The sequence below is a fragment of the Pseudoalteromonas sp. DY56-GL22 genome, from assembly GCF_041414715.1.
GTDB lineage: Bacteria > Pseudomonadota > Gammaproteobacteria > Enterobacterales > Alteromonadaceae > Pseudoalteromonas > Pseudoalteromonas simplex.
Genome location: NZ_JANHZR010000006.1, coordinates 178,215 through 196,552, shown reverse-complemented (window position 1 = coordinate 196,552; position 18,338 = coordinate 178,215). Strand labels below are relative to the sequence as shown.

The following is an 18,338-nucleotide window of genomic DNA, read 5'->3' as shown; positions in this document are numbered from 1 at the left end:
TTTCTGAAAGCACAACAATCTGTTGTTTTTGTTAAAAGTACTAACTTTTGTGTTTCTCAGGTAGGCACAGTAATTATAGCTTGTGTGCCTTGCTGGGGTTTTGAATTTATCGATAACTCAAAACCTTGGTTGCGCACAAGTTCTCGGGTGATCACAAGTCCTATACCTGTGCCATTTGCTTTGGTTGAGTAAAATGGCACGAACAAGTTATCGGGGTTTTGAATACCACAACCTTGGTCGCTAATTGCAATATTTAAGTTATCACCTTGTCTTGACCAAGTGAGGGTAGGGGCTGAATTGCTGTCTGCTTCAAAAGCATTTTTTATCAGGTTTATTAATGCTTGTTCTAGTTGGCCGAAGTCGGCATTAATAAGTAACTCTTCACTGCTATTTATCACTAGTTCAGGAAAGATAGCACTTAAACGCGTGTTTAATTGCTCGCTACTGATTGCCTGCTTTTGTGCGGGTGGTAGCTTGGCAAACGCACTGTAACTGGCTACAAAATCAAGCAAGTGCTGAGCGCGTTTTTCTATTACTTGCAGCATATCTTGAGCGAGATCATCGTGACTGCTAATTTGTCCTTGGCGCTTGAGGGTTTGCAATGATTGACTCATTGAATAAATCGGCGTGAGTGAGTTACGTACTTCATGATTCAACACGCGAATTAAACGTTGCCAAACAAGTTGTTCGTTATCGCGAAGCTGTTGCTCAATTGAAAAGAAGGTTAGTAATTCAAAGTTTCTGCCGGTCCGCCAAAAAGTCTGCGATGAGATTTGAAAGCGTTGTTTAAACAGTGAGTCACTGTTTTGTTGCCATTCGCCATCATGCAGGGCTATGCCTAAGTCGCTGGCCGATTTACCTTCAATCTGGCGATGGCTAATACTGTTTAAAAATGCCTTATTACTAAAGTAAATCAAGCCATGGGGGTCTAGTATAACGATGGGTAAGTCCAGCATGCTGGCAAACTCAAAAACAAACTCTTCAGTTTGCATATAATGGCGTTTGTTCTTGGCTATTTTATTGCTGAGCTTGGCAAAATCTTGCTTAAGCGCTGCAACTCGTCCACTTTGATAAGACGCTAAATGCCAACTATTACTTTCGTCATTTGCCAATGCATCTAGTTGCAGGCCAAAGCGTTCAACCACATCGGTGATCGCACGGTAGCTTTTAATTAAAGCAAAAGCGCTTATTCCGATAAACGGCAATAATAGGCTGATACTGGCAAACCAATCTAGTTCTAAGCTGAGCGAAAGGGCAATACCAAGTGCTAATAGCACCGCTATAACCATATAAAAATAGCGTCGAACACGCTGCTCTAACGACAACTTGCTACTCATTTAGCGTTCTACTTCTTTTAAATCGAGCTGATGTTTATCAATGCGACGATAAATCGCTGATTTACTTAACCCTAAAAACTCTCCTGCGGCGATAACATTGCCATTAAATTGCAGCAGTGCTTTTTGAATCATCTGTTTTTCAAGCTCTTCAAGGGGCAATAGTGGCAAAGCTTGTTCCGCATTACTATTCGGTTGCTCGCAACTTGGTTGATCTAAAATGAGGTCATTGGCTTGAACATTGTTGTTATCGCTCATGATCACCGCGCGTTCAATGCAGTGACTTAGCTCACGAATATTACCAGGCCAGCTGTAATTTTTTAGCGCCTTTAGGGCATCAGGACTTAGCGCCATATTCGCGCGTTGGTATTTTTTACCATGCACCAACAACAAGTGTTCTGCCAAGGGAGCGATGTCGTCTTTTCTGTCGCGAAGCGGTGGAATGTGTAGTTCAATGGTATTGAGTCTAAATAATAAGTCACGGCGGAATTCACCCTGCTCAATGGTCGTAGCTAATTCACTATTGGTAGCAGAAATAATGCGAACATCGGCGGTTTTGGTTTGGCTTGAGCCTAGCACTTCAAATTCTTTGCTTTCTAGCACACGGAGCATTTTACTTTGCAGCTCAAGGCTTAAAGTCGCAATTTCATCTAAAAATAAGGTACCGCCTTCGGCAATTTCAAAACGCCCTAGGCGGTCTTCTTTGGCATCAGTAAAAGAGCCTTTCTTATGGCCAAATAATTCGCTTTCGAATAGCGTCGGGGCAATGGCGCCAACATTCACGCTTACATAGCGTTTATCAGCTCTGAGTGAGTGCTGGTGAATATAATGTGCCAATAAGCTTTTGCCAGTGCCATTTTCGCCGGTAATTAAAATGCTGGCATCGGTTTTAGCTGCGCGCTCAGCTTTGGCAAGCAACAGCTGCATGATTTCTGATTGAGCTATGTAATGTGCTTGTGTGTCACTGGTAAGCGCCTTTAAGCATGCGTTGTCGTGATTACTTTGCTTGAGCTTGAGTTGTTGTTGTACAACGGCGGTTAAGCGCAAGTTATTCCATGGCTTTTCAACAAAGTCGACTGCCCCTAATTGCATGGCTTTAACAGCGACGTCAATGCTGGCCCATGCGGTCATCACAATGACAGGTATGGTCGAACCTAATTGATTTAGTTGCTTTAAAAAGCGTAACCCTTCTTCACCTGAGGTCGTGTCGAGCTTGTAGTTCATATCAAGCAAAATCAGGCTAATGTGCTCCGATTTTAATAATTCAAGGGCATGTTCAGGGCCTTCGGCCTCAAGGCAATGTAAGCCCAGTTGTTGTAATGCAACAGTAGCAGCCAGACGCACATCAGCTTGATCGTCTATGACTAAGATTTTGTCCATGATGTTTTCTTATTATCCTGTTGAGGTGGCTTAAATTTAAGCCACCATTTTGTGCTGTTAATCGTTACGTAGTGCGGCCATAGGTTTTGCTTTAAGCAGTAAAACCAAAGGTCTAAAGCAAGCGAATAGCGCAATACATAAGGTAATACTCCAAGCGAGTAATTGCAGTCTTACATCAAGTATCAGCCAAGACATTAGCTGTCCTTGTAACATGTAAAAACCCACCATTACCGCGGCGAGAGCAACCGCAAAACCAATGAGCACAGGGATAATAGCTTCAACACTCATCAACTTGAATAAGCGTGCTTTTTTTGCACCTAATGCCATACGAATACCAAACTCATAGCGGCGCAGACCCAGGTTGTAGCTCAGTACCCCAAAAATACCGATTGCTGCTAATAATAGAGTAAATAGCGCTAAGGTACTACACAGAACCACGGTCAGTCGGCTCATGTACAGTAAATTGTCGTACTCTTGTTGCAGGTCATTAAACTGCCACATGGTTAGGTCGCTGTTTTTTTCTTTTAGCGTATTAAGTATTTGTTTATTAGTCAGCTTAACGCCTTCAGAAGCTTTGATAGTAAACATGTAGCTATACGGTGTCGCAGGCCACCAAATGTGACGACCAAACGATTCATCGTAGTATTTAGGGTGATTAAAATCTTCGGTTACACCCACCACTTCATACATCTTTTCTTCTAAGCCTTGGTAGCTCTTGCCGATGATATTTCGATAGTCTTGGCCTGGTAATAAGTTTTCAGCCACGCTGACCGATACCAGTATCTCGTTAGTTTCACCGCGTATTGCTTGTTCAGTAAAGGTGCGGCCAGCGAGAATTTTGGTGTTAACTAACGCAAAGTAATCAGGCCCTACCCACTGACTAGGGAAGAAAACTGAGCTTTTACCGTTTACATCAGTCAAGGTGTTGGCGTTTTGTCTTTGCGAAACCGGGCTATGACCCAGGGCAACATCATCAATGCCTTGGCTATCAAGCAAAACCTGCTTGTATTGCAGCATATGTTCGTAGCGCTCAGCCAATGACATCTGATTATTTGGCTGGAAAAGGTTGGCAAAATATAGGTTTTCGGTATCACTGCCGAGTGGGCGGTTAATCGTGCCCATGGCTTTACTCACTACCATCACTGAAAAACTAACAAGCAGCGCGGCAACAAACATTTGTGAGCCAATTAAAATACGCACTGTAAGGCCAGATACCTGTGAAACCCCGCCTTTACCGCTGTTCTGCATTTGCGTATTTAGGGTTTTGTAATTCACCAAACGCGCTGTAATTACAGAGAAAATATAAGCAAGAGCAATACACAGTATGATGGCAACAATGACCAACGTGCTATCCACGGCCAAGCTATTAACCAGTGGCAGTCGGCCTTCTGCTAGTACTTTAAATAAACGTATGCCCCATACCGATAAAAACAGCGCAATGCTTACCGATAAGGTCATTAAAATCAGTGACTGTAAAAAGATACTTTTAAATAATGTGCTGCGTTTTGCACCTAACACCGCCTGCAAGGCGAGGGTTTTATGTTGGGCAAGAGCGCGCGAGAAGAATAAAGTGCTTACATTAAGTACTGCAATAATCAGTAGCCCTACTGCACCGGCTAACATCATTAAGCTTAAGTCATCGTTATTACCCAGCTCAACGTCACGATACGGGGTTACTTCAGGTTTTACATCGGTGATCCCCCCGTTGTTTAGCCACTCTGATTTAACCGTATCAATTTGCTGTTTTAAATCGACTTTAACTTGATCTATGGTGACCCCAGGCTTTAAAACGGCAATCAGTTTTAGGTTTTTGAAAGTGTTTGTCCACGGGCTTTGCCAATCGTCATTGTGAAAGAAACGGCGGTCCGCACTGGATGGAAACCATACTTCAACATCGCTTGCTTTAAACATGTAAGGTGGGCTGAATGAGTCATCAACAACACCGACGATACGGTGAACGTAATCGGTTTCACCCGCCATGACTGAAAGTGTTTTACCAATAATGTTCGGATCGCTGTTGTAATGCTTGCGCCAGAAGTTAGCAGAGATAACAACGCGGTCATCAGGTGTTTCTAGCGTTTCTCCAAGGTCAAAACCTTGTCCCATTAAAAATGGCGTGTTTAATAAGTCAAAGTAGTTGCCGCCAACATACAGCACAGGCTCTTTAGGCTCGCCATCAAGGTTTGCAAAGATTTGCTCACCTGCATTGATCATCATACTTTGTTCAAAGCTTTGATTATGCTTAAGCCAATGCACCATCGATTGATAGCTTTGAAAGCCGGTGGCATCGTAGTCATCATAAGTAAGTGATTGCTCAACCACCACCATGCGGCTTTCATCGTACACATCAAGGGGCTTTAAAAAGTAGCTGTTAACAAGGCTAAGCACCACAAATAAGGTGGCAAGAGTTAAAGCAAGCGTTGCGATAACCGCTGTCACAAAGCCCGGTGCATTCATTAATGATGCCCACGCTAAGCTTAGTTGGGCGCGTGTTTTGGTTAATTTCATTACATCACCTCGGCGCTTTCGAGTACTTGCTCAGCAGTGTCGCTGCTAGGTGCTTGGCGTGCTTCAGAGTAGGAAACAATTTCACCATCTAGCAATTTAAGTTGCGTCTTTGCACGTCCGGCATAACGTAAATCATGGGTTACCATACAAATCGTGGTGCCTTTTTTATTCAGCTCATCAAGCAAGTCCATGACGGCATCACCATTTTTTGAATCTAAGTTACCAGTTGGCTCATCCACCAATAAAATACTTGGCTTGCCAGCTAGTGCGCGGGCAATAGCAATACGCTGTTGCTGACCACCGGATAATTGGTTTGGTTTGTGCTGAGCACGGTGGCCCATCTCAACTTCATCAAGGGCTTGCTTTACCGCAAGCTCAATTTCGTTTGGGCTCATGGCTGGCTCTCGGTAAGTGAGCGGAAGTGCCACGTTGTCAAATACCGATAATTCATCAATTAGGTTAAACGACTGAAATATAAAACCAATGTGAAGGTTTCTAAGTTCAGCTTGCTGATCCATATCAAGGGTTTTTGTGTCGACTTCTTTAATGAAATAGTCGCCAGCAGTAGGGCTATCGAGTAAGCCTAATAATGACAGTAACGTCGATTTACCACAGCCAGATGGGCCGCTAATGCAGATATAGTCACCTTGGTTAATATTCAGGCTGATGTCTTTTAATGCATAGGTTTCAACATTTTGGCCGCGATAAACTTTGGCGATTTTGTTTAATGAGATAAGCGTATTGGTTTTCATAAACTGTCCTGTTCGATTTTTATTGTTGCCAAATGCTGCCATTTAGAAAGGTCTGAAATGATCAGCTGTTCGCCCACGGTGGCACCGCTCAAAAGTTGAATTTGATTGTCACTGAGTGTACCAAATTCGATATTGGTTGGCGTTGCTAACTGGGTATTTGGATTAAGTTTAAACAGCGTGGCTTCGCTGTGTGCTTGTGCTTTTTGTGGCACGTTAATGGTTAATGCATCGGGAATAATGTTGCTAACGACATAGCCTTCGATGCTTAAATCGGGGCGAGCATTAGCGGGCAGTGTGCCTTGTAAATCAAGTTCGATAATAACTCGACCATCGGTAACAATAGGGTCAATTCGGGTGACTTTGGCATCAACTTCACCGTGGTCTGCTTGGCTAAAAGTATTTACTTTCGCTGCCATATTGAGTGCCACTTTTTCGGCATCTGCTTGCTTAACGCTTAGCTCTGCTTTGAGTGCTTTATTTGAGCCAACCACCGCAAGGCGGGTACCGGGCACGAGGTTTTGGCCAAGTTCAACATTCAATTCTTGCAGCATGCCATCGATACCTGACGTTATTTGCAGCTGATCAAAAGCCTGTTGCTCAACTTGATAATTAAGCTCAAATTGGCTTAATAGCTCTTGCTGTATTTTGCTACGTTGTAAGTGCATTTCTTTAAGCTGTGCAAGACGTTGCTGCTCAATACTTACGCGCTCTGTAAGCTGTGCAACGTTTAGCATGCTTCGTTTGTAATCGAGGCTTGAAACAATTCCTTGCTCGATCAGTTTGCTTTCAGCATCGACTCTTAGCTCTGCGCTTTGCAGCTCACTTTTTAAAATGGCGAGATTTGCTTGGCGCTCAAGTAGCTCACTCTGCTGGTTAATTCTTTGTTCATTAACACTGGCTTTTTGGCGAGCAAGTTCTAGCCTAGCGACCGATAAACGCTGCGCTTGCTGTGGGTTGACGAGGCTTAAAATCACCGTGTCTTTTTTAACGATAGTGCCGGGGTATACATGGATAGCTTCGACCATTGCGGTGTCGGTATTGGTTAAATAACGTTGATACTTTGGCTTTAAACGGCCAAAGCCACGTATTTTTACCACAAAATCGGCTTGTTCTACGGTTGCTATTTGCAGCTGGCTTGCAGCAACCACAGTGGGGGTTGTCCATTGATACACCATTAAAGCGCCAAGAGCCGATACGCCAATGGCTGCAACAGCCAGCCATTTTTTAGCTTTTGATTGCTGAGGTTTGCGTTTTAGTGTGCTGTCTAAATCCATGATACTGAGAAATATAAATAATCATGGAATAGCTAAAGCGAGTTTTGTGCCAAAAGTTAAGGTGTTGAAAAGTAGTAGCTTTTTATCTTTTGCAACGTGAGCTTTTCCCACTACTGGGAAAGCGAGTTTTAAAACTGGGAGTGAATGCTTAAATTAGCTTTCTTCGATTTTGCCAACCTGCGAAAGCTGGTTAAACAAAATGCCTGCTTGAGTACGGTTATAAACATTGAGTTTGCGTAAAATCGCTGACACATGTTGTTTGATTGTAGTTTCTTGAATCGACATTTCAAAGGCGATTTGTTTATTCAATAAACCGTCGGCAATCATTGCAAGTACGCGGTATTGCTGCGGAGTTAGTTTTTCGAGGTTACGAGCAAATTCGCTTTGTTCGTCGTTGATCACCACATCGGTTAAATCTACTTCAGGTGGTAACCAAGTGTCGCCATTGAGTACATGACTAATTGCTTCACTAATAACATCTAAAGAAGATGACTTAGGAATATAGCCAGCAGCGCCAAGGCTCATCGCTTGTTTGATTATGGCGGGTGTCTCATTGGCAGAGACCATGATTACCAAGATATCAGGGTAGTGGTTACGCAGTTGCGAAAGGGCTTGCAGGCCATTTGCACCTGGGATCGTAAGGTCTAAAAATATCAGTTCAATCTCAGGATGAGCGCTTAACAGTGCAAACAAACCATCAATGTCACTGGTTTCTTTAATATGTTCTTCAGGCACTGATGTCGCGGCAGCTTGACGCAGCGCACTTCTAAATAACGGGTGATCATCGGCGATTATGGTGTTCACAGCTAAAGACATTCCCTCGATTCTCCAATGCGTTATGTTATAAGTGATTTTGCCTTTTGAAACAAGGTTTGCCTGAGGGGAAGTTTCAGACAAACCTTTCTCACACAAGGATTTAGATTCTATTTTAGAAACGGTAACCAACAGTGAAGGCTACAGTACGAGGGTCGCCGTAGTAACCAATCAGGGTATTATCACCACCTAAACCTGGGGTGTATTTGCTGGTATCTGTTGGGTCTGTTGGATCAGGTGCTACGAACTGGTAACCACCAATCATGTACTCTTCGTCCGTTAAGTTTTTACCGTAAAGACCTGCCGTCCAGTGACCATCTGTGCTGTACCAAGTAATACCCATATTAAAGATACCGTAAGTATCTTGCGTTAATAGGCTATCTTCTTCGAATAGCGCGTAGTTGCCTCTGTGGTAGTAGTTACCGTTGACAACAAAGTCACCCATTTCTGTGTACATGCGGTACGTTGCACCCAGGTTAAAGGTTAAATCAGGTGTGTTTGATACCGTAAAGCGGTCTGATTTATCGAATGCTTCACCGGTTTCTGGGTCGTAATCAATTACGTTATCAAAGCTACTATCGATGTAACCCACTGATGCATCAAAGCTGAGTGATTCTGTTGCAACATAGTTAAGCTCAAGCTCAATACCATCTGATGTTGACTCACCAATGTTACCTAAACGTTGGTTTAGATCTGCAGCGCTGTCGCCCGGTAATACCGAAATATATTGACGGTCTTTATGGTCAAGGGTGAATAACGTGACGTTTGCACGTAAGTTGTTGTTCCACTCACTCTTCATACCTATTTCGAATGAATCAACGATTTCTGGTTTTGCTGCTGGCTCTGCAGTGGTTGCACGTGGATTGAAAGTACCTGACTTAAAGCCTTGCGCATAACTTGCAAAGAACATGATGTCACGATTGTACTGGTATTCAACGCCAGCACGTGGTGTGAAGCGTGACCATTCTTCTTCATCATCGAGTACTGTTGGTACAAGCTGACCTTCTGGGCGAGTGTAACCTGGTACCCAACCTGATTCAGGGTAAACAATGTCAAAGATTAGGCCATTGTTAACCTGCGCTTCTTTTTTGTCTTTGGTGTAACGTGCGCCGAGTGTCATTGACCATTTATCTGTTAAATCAATCGAGCTTTGGATATACGCTGCTTTACTGTTTGAGTTACTACAGCCGCTTACTTCACGAGTTAGGCCTGGTGCCCCTAAGCTTTGACCTAAGATACCTAAAATAGCCTCAAATTGACCGCAAGATTCACCATCATAGTAGTAAAGACCTGAAACCAATTTGTAGTTATCGCCTTGATGATTTAGCTGCAACTCGTGAGTCGTTTGCTCATCATCGTAAATAGCAGGTACGTCGAAAATTTGCAGTGACGTGTTATCAAAGTCGATATTGGTTGGTGAGTAGCTCTCACGGCTTGAACCAATATATTTAATACTAGTGCTGTCAGTCATATCCCAACGAGCAGTTAGGCTGTAGCCTTCGAGTTCAACTTTATTCCATGTTGGTAAGCTGGTGTATGAGTCATACACGCTGTCTGGAACTGGTGCATCGGTAAGAATACTAGGTAGTAAACGGTAACCACCTTTTGCGTTTGATTTGTCTTCTGTTTTATCCCACGCGAGGCGGAAGAATAAGTCATCAGTCGGTGTGTATTCGAGTGTAACACGAGCTGCGGTTACGTCTTTGTTGTAGTTTTCGCGGTCTTGGTTATCAAGAGCCGATGTTAAAAACTCACCAAAGCCATCACGGTTAAGCGTTGCAAAACCAAAACCCACGTAAAGTTTTTCGTCAACAATCGGTAATTGGCCAGTGATTTTTAAATCTTTTTGGTTATAGCTACCTACAGTGCCTTGTATATTTAAGGTAGCATCACCGCTCATTTCTTTGGTGACGTATTTAATTGCACCACCAATGGTATTTTTACCGTAAAGCGTCCCTTGTGGGCCGCGTAATACTTCGATTTGTTGCACATCAAGCAGATCAAGCACGGCACCTTGTGGGCGAGCAAGATAAACATCATCGATATAAATACCTACGCCTGGCTCATACCCCCAAAGTGGATCTTGCTGACCTACACCACGAATAAACGCAGTAATTGTAGAGTTAGTACCACGGCTTGCTTGTAAGGTGGTATTTGGCGAGAACTGCTGAACTTCGGTCATGACGACGATGCCATTTTCAGCTAGCTCTTCAGCACCAATTGAAGTGACTGCGACTGGCACTTCTTGCAGGTTTTCAACAGTTTTACGTGCTGTTACCTGAATACGTTCAAGTTCACCTTTTTTTGCTGCAGGTTCGGCTTGTTCTGCCGCTTGAGCACTGACACCTGCCAAAGCAAGTGATACAGCCAGAGTAAGTGGCGCGACTTTTGGGTTAAGCTTTATCATGTTGTATTCCTTGTTATTGTTGTCATTAGTCTTATGGCCACTCACATCGATGTTGCCGAAGACTGAATAAGATTTGCCCGTGTCACCTGTCAATTAATGTAGAAGATAGTTGCAAAAATTGAATTAGTACCATAGTGCTATACCCGTCACAGCCCTTTATTTATCAAGCAATTAAGCTATTTTTAAAGCAGATAGTACCTTAGTGTTATGTATTTTTTGAACGCTTAGGGTAAGACTGAAAGCATTATTCCGATGTCACCTCATCTGTGTAATAACAATAATTATAGGAATGTCTATGCTGAGCATGATAGGACTGTTAGGCGGTTTAATACTGCTGATCATTTTAACGCTGCGTGGGGTAAATTTATTTATCGCTGCGCCAATCTGTGCACTGTTAGTTGCACTTAGTAGTGGCATGGCCATTTTCCCTGTATCGGCAGATACAAACTTTATTAACGCCTATATGGATGGCTTTGCAGGCTTCTTAAGTGCGTGGTTTTTTATGTTTTTACTGGGGTCGTTGTTCGGTAAATTCATGGAAGACACCGGTGCTGCAGACAGTGTTGCAAGCTACATTGTGGGTAAACTAGGTATGAAGCACGCCGTTCTTGCGGTTGTGATTGCCTGTGCTGTTTTAACCTACGGTGGCGTGAGCGTCTTTATTGTTGCGTTTTCCGTTTATCCAATGGCATTAAGTCTGTTTAAAGATGCAAACTTACCGCGCCGCTTTATTCCAGCAACGCTGGCATTTGGTTCGGTGACCTTTACCATGACTTCGGCAGGCTCGCCAGAAATTCAAAACTGGATCCCGGTTAAGCACCTTGGTACGTCACCCTATGCAGCGTGGGAAGTGAGCTTAGTGGTCGCTATTTTCATGGCGACAGCAGGTTACTTTTGGTTGAACAAGATGATCAAAAAAGCCGTTGCTAATGGCGAAACCTTTGAAGCGCGTGATGATGATCCTGTCATTATTGAGCGTCGTCGTCCGCATCCAATTACGGGTGTGATCCCACTGATTGTGGTGCTGCTTTTATCATTTACGCTACATGATGTACTGCAGCAAACCGCGCTTATTGTCGCTTTGCTTGGTGGTGTACTGAGTATTGTGATTATCAATTTTAAGCATTTTCACGATATGGGTAACGCTATTAATGTTGGTACAACCGGCGCCTTAGTGGCAATCGGTAATACCGCTGCCGTGGTTGGTTTTGGCGCTGTGGCGAAAGTATCACCAGCATTTACCGCCGCTGTCGATGTGATGACCCATATGCCGGGAAATGAGTTGGTTGGTGCTGCGATTGCGGTTAGTGTAATTGCTGGTTTAACTGGCTCTGCTTCTGGCGGGCAAGCCATTGCATTACCCCTTGTCGCACCAGGTTATTTAGACATGGGTGTAAACCCCGAACAACTGCACCGAGTAGTGGCAATTAGCTCTGGAGCCCTCGATACCTTGCCGCATAATGGTTATGTGGTCACAACAATACGCGCTATCTGTAAAGAAACGCACCAACGTGCGTATTGGTCAATGGCAGCGCTGACGGCGGTTATTCCGCTTATCGGTGTTGCATTGGCACTCGGACTCTTTATTATCTTTTAAGGAACAGCAATGAAAACCAAATTAATAATTTTGCTATGGCTGGTTGTATTTAGTAGCACTGCGTTTGACGCTGCAAATAAAGCCGACACCATGCTGGTGGAAAAGCAGCATTTTACGACAAAAGATTTTACCACCGTGTCTGGTGTGACGTTAGAGCAAGTGGATATTGGCTGGGAAAGCTACGGTAAACTAAACGCCAATAAAGATAACGTGATTTTAATCACTCATTACTTCTCTGGTACTTCTCATGCCGCAGGTAAATATAAAGCAGATGATGCCCTACCGGGTTATTGGGATGCGATTATCGGCCCAGGTAAAGCTATCGATACCAATAAATATTATGTGATTAGCTCAGATACTTTAGTAAATGCCAACTGGCATGATGAAAATGTTATTACCACAGGCCCTGCGTCAACTAATCCAAAAACAGGTAAACCTTATGGTTTGGATTTCCCTGTGGTTACGATTACTGACTTTGTGAATGTGCAAAAGCGTTTACTCGACAACCTAGGTATCACTAAGTTACATGCTGTGATGGGTGCATCAATGGGGTCGTTTCAAGCACTTGAGTGGGCAACTCGTTACCCAGATAAAGTAGAGCGTTTAATTCATGTGATTGGCGCTGCAACGATGGATGCATGGACAGTCGCTGCACTTGAAAAATGGGCGTTACCAATTCGTCTAGATAAAAACTGGCAGCAAGGTAATTACTACGGCAAAGAGCGCCCGTTAGATGGTTTAGCGGCAACCATGCTTAATATTACGCAAGATGCGATGCATCCAATTATTTATAACGCGAGCTTCCCTGACTTTAATGTATTGGATGAAGGTGCATTAAAAGATATTCGTACCTTGCCTAAGTTAAACCAAGTACTCGCTCAGCGCGCAATGGCACGAGCTAAAACCCAAGATGCAAACCATGTACTTTATTTGGTCCGGGCATCACAACTATTTACCGCTGGTATGCAAAGCGATTTAACAACGGCACTTAAAAATGTCTCTGCCAAAACATTATTACTACCTGCAACGAACGACTTACTGCTTCGCCCTGAAAACATGCGCACCGTTTTTGACACCATGAAAGCGGCAGGTAAAGACGTTGAGATTTCAGAAATTGAAGGGGGCTGGGGACACCTTGATGGCATTTTCTCAATCGCCCCGAAAGCGCAGCTTATCAGTGAGTTTTTAGAGGAGTAACCCGATGAGCAAAACAGTTTTAATTACCGGTGCAGCCAGTGGGATTGGTCTATATGTTGCCCAGCAACTGGCGATGCAAGGTCACACTATTATTGTGACTGATTTAAATCAGCAAGCAGCACAACAAGCAGCCGCAGGCATTGTTGAACAAGGTGGTAGCGCCGAAGGGTATGCACTTAATGTGGCCGATAGTGATGCAATAGAGCAGTTTTTCATTGAGCTTAATCAGCCAATTGATGTGCTTATTAATAATGCAGGTATTCAGCATGTTGCTAAGCTTGAAGATTTTCCGGCTGATAAATGGCAGTTCTTACAGCAAGTTATGCTCGTTGGCCCGGCGATGATGACCAAGGCGGTACTCCCTCGCATGCGTGAGCAAGATTTTGGTCGCATCATTAATATTGGCTCAATTCATGCCATGGTGGCATCTAAATATAAGTCGGCTTATATCGCTGCAAAACATGGCTTAATCGGCTTTGCTAAAACCATGGCACTTGAAACGGGCGATGCCAACATCACGATTAATACCGTGTGCCCAGCCTATGTAAAAACGCCGCTTGTGGAGCAACAAATTGCCTCGCAAGCCAAAGAACATGGCATTTCTGAGCAACAAGTGATCGACACAATTATGCTAGCACCGATGCCGAAAAAAGCATTTATCGGCTTAGATGAGATCCTGCATACCGTTAGCTTTTTAATGGCCGATGCAGCACGCAATATTACCGCCCAAGCAATCGCCATTGATGGCGGTTGGACTGCACAATAGGAGGAGCCAATGGCAGGTTTTGATAAAGTAGTTACAAGTTATAGCGAAGCAATGGCTGGCCTTGAAGATGGCATGACAGTGATAGCCGGTGGATTTGGCTTATGCGGTATTCCTGAAGGCTTGATTGCGCAAATTAAACGTCAAGGCACCCGAGATTTAACCGTGGTATCGAATAACTGTGGTGTTGATGGTTTTGGTTTAGGGGTGCTACTTGAAGACAAGCAAATCAGCAAGATGGTTGCCTCTTACGTTGGTGAAAACGCGTTATTTGAGCAGCAACTATTAAATGGTGAACTAGAAGTTGAGCTGACTCCGCAAGGCACCTTAGCTGAAAAAATGCGAGCAGGCGGTGCGGGTATTCCTGCATTTTATACCGCAACGGGTGTCGGTACACCGGTGGCTGACGGTAAAGAAACCCGCAATATTAATGGTCGCGATTATTTATTAGAGCCAAGCATTACTGGCGACTTTGCGATAGTTAAAGCGTGGAAAGCAGATCGCTACGGTAACTGCATTTATCGTCATACGGCGATGAACTTTAATCCGATGGCAGCAACCGCTGGCAAAATTACGGTTCTTGAAGTTGAAGAAATTGTTGAGCCAGGGGAGCTAGAGCCAAGCCAAATTCACACGCCGGGTATCTATATTGACCGAGTGATTAAAGGTGAATTTGAAAAACGCATCGAGAAAGTTACCACTAAGCAAGAGAATCAATAAGGAGCACGCTGATGGCATTATCACGAGAACAAATCGCTAAACGCGTGGCGATGGAACTACAGGATGGTTACTACGTTAACTTAGGCATAGGTATTCCAACCTTGGTTGCTAATTATGTCCCTGATGGCATCGAAGTGATGCTGCAATCTGAAAATGGTTTACTCGGTATGGGGCCATACCCAAGTGCAGACCAAGTTGATGCTGATATGATCAACGCAGGTAAAGAAACGGTCACCGCTGCAACGGGGGCGGCTATATTTAGCTCCGCAGAAAGCTTTGCCATGATCCGTGGCGGCCACGTTGATTTAACCGTGCTGGGCGCGTTTGAAGTAGACCAAAACGGCAACATAGCCAGTTGGATGGTCCCGAAAAAGCTGGTTAAAGGCATGGGCGGTGCGATGGATTTAGTGGCCGGTGCTAAAAACATTATTTGTACCATGACCCATGCCAACAAGCATGGTGAATCAAAACTGCTGACCGAATGTAGTTTGCCGTTAACGGGTGTTGGTTGTATCAATAAAGTGATCACTGATTTGGCTCTTTTAGAAATTAAAGACGGTGCATTTCATTTATTAGAGCGTGCTCCGGGTGTTTCGGTTGATGAGATTATTGCTAAGACACAGGGCAAACTTATTGTCTCTGGAGACATTCCTGAGATGACTTTTAGCTAGTTTTGCGACTTTTAAGCAGCTAATTTGCCTAGATTTTATACTAACCCACAGTAATGTGCTTTTTGTTCATGGGTTTTATGAACAAAAAGCCATTTATCACCATCAATGCAACTTACCCCCTAAACATTTCGTTAATCTATCGTTAACACTATGCTCCAAACCAGATCGCCGTTTGCAGTAGGCCGATCAACGACAACAAATAATTATAATCTGGTGTGGAGTAATTCATGAAAGCAAGTAACACACAGCTCGCTTTAGCCGTTGCAGCGGCGTTAGCAAGTACATCAGCATTCGCACAAAGCGACACTGAACAACTACAGCAACAACTCGATGCACTTCAAAAAGAAGTGGATTCATTAAAAACATCTAGCGGCTTCAACCTAGAATTTGGTGGTCGCGTGCAACTTGATTACAACTATTTCGACGGTGCTTACAATGCCGACAATGATGGCGCTGGAGGCAGCGACTTCTTCCCACGTCGTATCCGTACTTATGTTGAAAGTGAACATGGTAACTGGGATCACAAATTACTACTCGAATTTTCTGAAGGCACGGCTGAAATCGTGTTAGCGCGGGTACGTTATGCATTCGACAACGGCTTAAAAGTAAAAGCCGGTAAAATCCGTGAAGACATGTCGCTCAATGCGCTAACCAGTTCTAAACACATTAATACCATTGAGCGTAGCACCCTTGCTAACACCTTCTCGCCTTTCTTCCGCTGGGGTATCTCGGCTTATCAATACTTTAAAGATTCAGGCTTACGTTACGCCGTGGGTGTTTACAAAAACGATGCGTTTGGTGCCTCAGGCCATGACGAAGATGACAAACTAACATTGGCTGTAACAGGTCGCTTAACTTGGTCAAGTGCAGCGCCGGGTGATGTGATTCATTTAGGTGCTTGGCACTCTTATCGTGATATGGGCGGCAATGACTTAAGCGCTCGTTTTGCCCGTGGTGAAGTGCGTGAAACCAATGTGCGCTTAGTCGATTATGCAGTCGGAGGTGAAACCGCAGCGCTAAATAGCATGTCGCAAAGCGGTCTTGAATTTGCCTACCAAGCGAATGCATTCACTCTAGAGGCTGAATATGCCAGCCGTTATCTTGATACGGTAGATAGTAGCAACGAACTTGATGGTGAACGTTTTGATGGCTTCCATGTTTCGGCAAGTTACTTCTTAGGTGGTGAGCAGCGCCGTTACAAAGCAGGCTCAGCATTATTTGTACAACCAAAAGGGATTAAAGATGCATGGGAGCTTGTTGCACGTGTGTCACAAATGAACGCCAGCAGCAAACAGCAAGGTACCGATGTAACCACTTACACATTAGGCACATCATATTACCTAAGCAGCGATATCAAATTTATGGGCAACCTGATTTACAGCGATGTTGATGGTGCCGGTGCTTCTACCCTGGTAGGTGATGAAGATTCAGGTATGGGCATCAGTGCTCGTATGCAGTACTTATTTTAGGAGTCGTGCATTATGACTATGTTTAAATCATTAAAAAGATCTGTTTTAGCAGCTTCATTATTAGTAGCCAGCCCACTGGCATTAGCAAACTTACACTTTTTGGTACCAGGTGGCCCAGGCGGCGGTTGGGATACCACAGCACGTGGTGTTGGTGAAGCAATGGTAAAAGCGGGCATTGAAGATAATGCATCGTTCCAGAATATGTCGGGCGGCGGCGGTGGCCGTGCAATTGCTTACTTGATTGAGTCGGGCACTAAAAAAGGCGATATGTTGATGGTTAACTCAACGCCTATCGTTCTGCGCGCATTATCAGGCAAAATTCCTTACAGCTATCGCGATTTAACACCAGTTGCCAGCATGATTGCTGATTATGGTGCATTTGTGGTGCGTAATGACTCCCCATTTAAAACATGGCAAGACGTTATTGATGCCATGAAAAAAGACCCAGGCTCTGTAAAAGTAGCAGGTGGCTCTGCGCGCGGCAGCATGGATCACTTAGTGGCTGCACAAGCGGTGAAAGCGGCGGGTCTTGATGGTCGTCGATTACGTTACATTCCTTACGATGCCGGTGGTAAAGCGAAAGCTGGTTTACTGTCGGGTGAGGTCAACTTACTTTCAACAGGCTTAAGTGAAGCACTCGAAGTCGCTAATGGTGGTCAGGCACGTATTTTAGCGGTGACTTCTGCAGAAACATTGCCAGATTACCCAGCAATTCCAACCTTAAAGTCGCTAGGTTACGACATGGAGTTCGTAAACTGGCGCGGCTTTTTTGCAACCCCAGATTTACCAGCAGACAAACTTGCCGAGTACACAGAAAAGCTACGTAAGTTGCAACAAACCCCTGAATGGGAAGCGGTTCGTGCCCGCAATGGTTGGCTAAATCTATTTCAAGAAAAAGAAGCGTTTATTAAATCGCTTGAGCAGCAAGAAGCGCAATTACGCGTTGTAATGAAAGAACTTGGTTTTATCCGAGGCTAAGGTTAGACGATGTTAAACCGTGAACTAATTGGACCAAGTTTATTCTTGGTCCTCTTTACCCTCTACGCCCTTGTGGCTTGGCAAATTCCACTTATGCCATTTGAAGAGTACGAAAGCGTTACTTCTGCAACCTTACCAAAAGTGTATGCAGTATTCGGTATCGTGGTGTGTGTACTATCGATTGGTGCCAACTTATTAAAGCAAGCGCCTGCAGAAAAAGCAGAGCTACTCAGTAAGGGTAACTTACTACGTACCTTTGCACTGTTGGTATTAATGGTTGCTTATAGCGCCATGCTTGAACCGTTCGGCTTTTTAATTGCCACCAGTGCCTTTTTAATTACGGGCTTTTTTATCATGGGCGAACGCCGTAAGGCAGTGTTGTTGTTTGCTTCTGTGCCTGTGGCCGTGGTTTTTTGGTTTTTAATGACACAAGTACTGGGCATTTACTTAGTACCTGGCAACCTGTGGAGTTAAG

General features: G+C 44.1%; 15 protein-coding genes. 8 read left to right on the top strand and 7 right to left on the bottom strand.

The genetic code is table 11. The features are described from left to right. Positions 1-56 precede the first annotated feature (56 nt). From NO991_RS14620 to NO991_RS14590, 7 genes are all read right to left on the bottom strand, one after another. Positions 57-1,337 carry a PAS domain-containing sensor histidine kinase gene (locus NO991_RS14620; protein ID WP_371352144.1) on the bottom strand — a complete coding sequence of 427 codons (1,281 nt, stop codon included), beginning with the start codon at positions 1,335-1,337 and terminating at the stop codon, positions 57-59. Next, on the bottom strand, positions 1,338-2,714 hold the full coding sequence (locus tag NO991_RS14615) for a sigma-54-dependent transcriptional regulator (RefSeq protein WP_371352143.1): 1,377 nt from the start codon (positions 2,712-2,714) through the stop codon (positions 1,338-1,340). A gap of 57 nt (positions 2,715-2,771) precedes the next feature. Further along, entirely contained in the window at positions 2,772-5,222 is a 2,451-nt protein-coding gene (locus tag NO991_RS14610; RefSeq protein WP_371352142.1) for an ABC transporter permease, read from the bottom strand. Beyond that, complete coding sequence (locus tag NO991_RS14605) at positions 5,222-5,974, bottom strand: ABC transporter ATP-binding protein (protein ID WP_105173892.1); 753 nt, start codon at positions 5,972-5,974, stop codon at positions 5,222-5,224. Before NO991_RS14605 ends, NO991_RS14610 begins: the two co-directional genes overlap by 1 nt. Further along, positions 5,971-7,248: an HlyD family secretion protein gene (locus NO991_RS14600; protein WP_138599091.1), complete on the bottom strand. Its 1,278-nt coding sequence runs from the start codon at positions 7,246-7,248 to the stop codon at positions 5,971-5,973. The genes NO991_RS14605 and NO991_RS14600 overlap by 4 nt, the downstream gene beginning before the upstream one ends. 153 nt (positions 7,249-7,401) lie before the next feature. After that, positions 7,402-8,064 (bottom strand): response regulator transcription factor, encoded by a 663-nt coding sequence (locus NO991_RS14595; protein ID WP_054552322.1) that lies wholly within the window; start codon positions 8,062-8,064, stop codon positions 7,402-7,404. A 112-nt stretch (positions 8,065-8,176) separates the two neighbouring features. Further along, complete coding sequence (locus tag NO991_RS14590; protein WP_300544130.1) at positions 8,177-10,468, bottom strand: TonB-dependent receptor; 2,292 nt, start codon at positions 10,466-10,468, stop codon at positions 8,177-8,179. A gap of 295 nt (positions 10,469-10,763) precedes the next feature. Here NO991_RS14590 and NO991_RS14585 point away from each other — a divergent pair, with 295 nt between their 5' ends. The 8 genes from NO991_RS14585 (at position 10,764) to NO991_RS14550 (ending at position 18,337) form a co-directional block, all read left to right on the top strand. Beyond that, positions 10,764-12,065, top strand: coding sequence for a GntP family permease (locus NO991_RS14585; RefSeq protein ID WP_235372549.1), 1,302 nt, complete (start codon positions 10,764-10,766; stop codon positions 12,063-12,065). A 9-nt stretch (positions 12,066-12,074) separates the two neighbouring features. Further along, a complete protein-coding gene (locus tag NO991_RS14580) occupies positions 12,075-13,262 on the top strand; it encodes a homoserine O-acetyltransferase (protein WP_300361264.1) in 1,188 nt (395 codons plus the stop codon). A gap of 4 nt (positions 13,263-13,266) precedes the next feature. Beyond that, positions 13,267-14,028 carry a 3-hydroxybutyrate dehydrogenase gene (locus NO991_RS14575; protein ID WP_300416965.1) on the top strand — a complete coding sequence of 254 codons (762 nt, stop codon included), beginning with the start codon at positions 13,267-13,269 and terminating at the stop codon, positions 14,026-14,028. Positions 14,029-14,037: 9 nt separating this feature from the next. Next, positions 14,038-14,745 carry a CoA transferase subunit A gene (locus NO991_RS14570; RefSeq protein WP_063527828.1) on the top strand — a complete coding sequence of 236 codons (708 nt, stop codon included), beginning with the start codon at positions 14,038-14,040 and terminating at the stop codon, positions 14,743-14,745. Positions 14,746-14,756: 11 nt separating this feature from the next. Continuing rightward, positions 14,757-15,416, top strand: coding sequence for a 3-oxoacid CoA-transferase subunit B (locus tag NO991_RS14565; protein WP_300416962.1), 660 nt, complete (start codon positions 14,757-14,759; stop codon positions 15,414-15,416). Between the two features lie 227 nt (positions 15,417-15,643). Next, positions 15,644-16,885, top strand: a complete 1,242-nt coding sequence (locus NO991_RS14560; RefSeq protein ID WP_300360735.1) for an OprO/OprP family phosphate-selective porin — start codon at positions 15,644-15,646, stop codon at positions 16,883-16,885. A 12-nt stretch (positions 16,886-16,897) separates the two neighbouring features. Next, positions 16,898-17,863, top strand: coding sequence for a Bug family tripartite tricarboxylate transporter substrate binding protein (locus NO991_RS14555; protein ID WP_370625277.1), 966 nt, complete (start codon positions 16,898-16,900; stop codon positions 17,861-17,863). A gap of 9 nt (positions 17,864-17,872) precedes the next feature. Continuing rightward, the gene (locus NO991_RS14550) at positions 17,873-18,337 is read left to right on the top strand and encodes a tripartite tricarboxylate transporter TctB family protein (protein WP_054562934.1); all 465 of its coding nucleotides are present in this window, start codon (positions 17,873-17,875) and stop codon (positions 18,335-18,337) included. The last annotated feature ends 1 nt before the right edge of the window (position 18,338 follow it).

Bases quoted from the DNA above. Each gene is read 5' to 3' on its own strand.
- NO991_RS14600 (WP_138599091.1), bottom strand. From the start codon at position 7,248: ATGGATTTAGACAGCACACTAAAACGCAAACCTCAGCAATCAAAAGCT.
- NO991_RS14595 (WP_054552322.1), bottom strand. From the start codon at position 8,064: ATGTCTTTAGCTGTGAACACCATAATCGCCGATGATCACCCGTTATTT.
- NO991_RS14565 (WP_300416962.1), top strand. From the start codon at position 14,757: ATGGCATTATCACGAGAACAAATCGCTAAACGCGTGGCGATGGAACTA.
- NO991_RS14610 (WP_371352142.1), bottom strand. From the start codon at position 5,222: ATGAAATTAACCAAAACACGCGCCCAACTAAGCTTAGCGTGGGCATCA.
- NO991_RS14555 (WP_370625277.1), top strand. From the start codon at position 16,898: ATGACTATGTTTAAATCATTAAAAAGATCTGTTTTAGCAGCTTCATTA.
- NO991_RS14605 (WP_105173892.1), bottom strand. From the start codon at position 5,974: ATGAAAACCAATACGCTTATCTCATTAAACAAAATCGCCAAAGTTTAT.
- NO991_RS14570 (WP_063527828.1), top strand. From the start codon at position 14,038: ATGGCAGGTTTTGATAAAGTAGTTACAAGTTATAGCGAAGCAATGGCT.
- NO991_RS14580 (WP_300361264.1), top strand. From the start codon at position 12,075: ATGAAAACCAAATTAATAATTTTGCTATGGCTGGTTGTATTTAGTAGC.
- NO991_RS14615 (WP_371352143.1), bottom strand. From the start codon at position 2,714: ATGGACAAAATCTTAGTCATAGACGATCAAGCTGATGTGCGTCTGGCT.
- NO991_RS14560 (WP_300360735.1), top strand. From the start codon at position 15,644: ATGAAAGCAAGTAACACACAGCTCGCTTTAGCCGTTGCAGCGGCGTTA.
- NO991_RS14550 (WP_054562934.1), top strand. From the start codon at position 17,873: ATGTTAAACCGTGAACTAATTGGACCAAGTTTATTCTTGGTCCTCTTT.
- NO991_RS14620 (WP_371352144.1), bottom strand. From the start codon at position 1,337: ATGAGTAGCAAGTTGTCGTTAGAGCAGCGTGTTCGACGCTATTTTTAT.
- NO991_RS14575 (WP_300416965.1), top strand. From the start codon at position 13,267: ATGAGCAAAACAGTTTTAATTACCGGTGCAGCCAGTGGGATTGGTCTA.
- NO991_RS14585 (WP_235372549.1), top strand. From the start codon at position 10,764: ATGCTGAGCATGATAGGACTGTTAGGCGGTTTAATACTGCTGATCATT.
- NO991_RS14590 (WP_300544130.1), bottom strand. From the start codon at position 10,468: ATGATAAAGCTTAACCCAAAAGTCGCGCCACTTACTCTGGCTGTATCA.